2 protein-coding genes are annotated in these 1,408 nt (G+C 41.5%); both read right to left on the reverse strand.

Features of this window, described 5'->3' with window-relative positions:
* Window positions 1-163: 163 nt before the first annotated feature.
* Entirely contained in the window at window positions 164-481 is a 318-nt protein-coding gene (locus tag A3739_RS12815; protein ID WP_068501262.1) for a ComEA family DNA-binding protein, read from the reverse strand.
* 195 nt (window positions 482-676) lie between these two features.
* Complete coding sequence (locus A3739_RS12820; protein WP_068501605.1) at window positions 677-898, reverse strand: SlyX family protein; 222 nt, start codon at window positions 896-898, stop codon at window positions 677-679.
* Window positions 899-1,408 lie beyond the last annotated feature (510 nt).

Raw genomic sequence — 1,408 nt, forward strand, 5'->3', positions numbered from 1 at the left:
ACTTTGCAATTGCAGCGTGCTTCGGATGGAATATGGGCGTGTGTTTCTAGCGGGACAGTGACTGCAACGTCTTCAAGCATCCCAGTACGTTTTTTGCCATCCGCTTGTAGTTAAAACATGGGTCAGATCTTGCTATATCTGACCCTAAAAGGCCTTTTGGTTTTTACTTAGCTACAATCAAGTGCTTATTCTTTTCTAATATACTTTTTCCAATTCCTTTTACTTCTTTAAGTTCCTCGACGTCATGAAATGGGCCGTAGCTCTTTCGATATTGAATAATCGCTTCAGCTTTTTTCACTCCGATTCCTTTTAAATTACTCGCAATCGTTTGCGCGTCTGCTTCGTTGATATTTAAGGGTGATTGAACGGACGCTTCCGAGGTTTGGTTTGCTTCTTGTGCGTAAGCAACTGTGCTGTGTAAAAGCACAACGGCCAACACGCTGGCAAAGACTAGTGAAATAAAGGTTTTGATTTTAAACATAACTGCTCCTTGTTAAATGACACATGGAGCGCTTTTACCGATTGGTAAAGAGTTGAGTAGAATCCTTCTACGTATTTGGTCGCATCCATGCGCGGTAGAGTGTATTAAATGCACTAATGATTTGTAAATCGCAATTTTTGGTGTAGGACTGATTTACGCTGTCCATGAGACCGTGCCTTAATAAGTCTGAGCATATCANTAATGCGGAGGTGGTGGCTCTGGGGCGTTATCTTCATTGCCCGATTTCATTTCATTTAAGCTCTGTTTGAGGACTTTGTTTGCGGTCCATAAATCTTGAATATCGCGGCTTTGCTTTGTGACAATCTGATTTAATGTGTCTATCGTATCGTCCTGAAATGCAAGCTTCATCTCGAGCTCTTCGAGTTTATGCGTTAGCTGTTCTAAAGAAAGTGACATATCCGCTTCTGTGCTGGTAAATGAATGCGCGCAGTATATGGCTTATCACTTTGATTTTGAATCGGTATCGCTCGCGACTATTGGTGGTTTTGGGGCGTGCTGCTGAGCAATGTAGGTGTACGATAACAATATTGAGAAAGCGATGACGCCATATATGAAACGCCTTAACTTCGTAGTTTGTCTTCGATTATTTTGATGCGAGTGGGATGGAATCTTTTTCATTTTCCGCTGTCTGTTTATTGTTGTTGTGTGCATTCGCCGCAGATTTGTACTCGGAGTTGAGGCAAATCACGACCAAACAGCTGCATCGTTTTAAACTTGTGGCCAAATCTTAAGCGAAGATTAAGTTGTACGTCTATCGTATTTTTCTTAGTTTGATTTTTCATTTAGCCCGAGCTCGTAAGCTTGAGCGTGTTTGTTGGAGAGTAAATGAAACAGGTTACCGTCATTCTCGGCATTATCGCCCTCACATTTTTGTTGATTTTTTGGTTTGGCTTATCCAAACCTGAA

Source organism: Oleiphilus sp. HI0067, assembly GCF_001635735.1.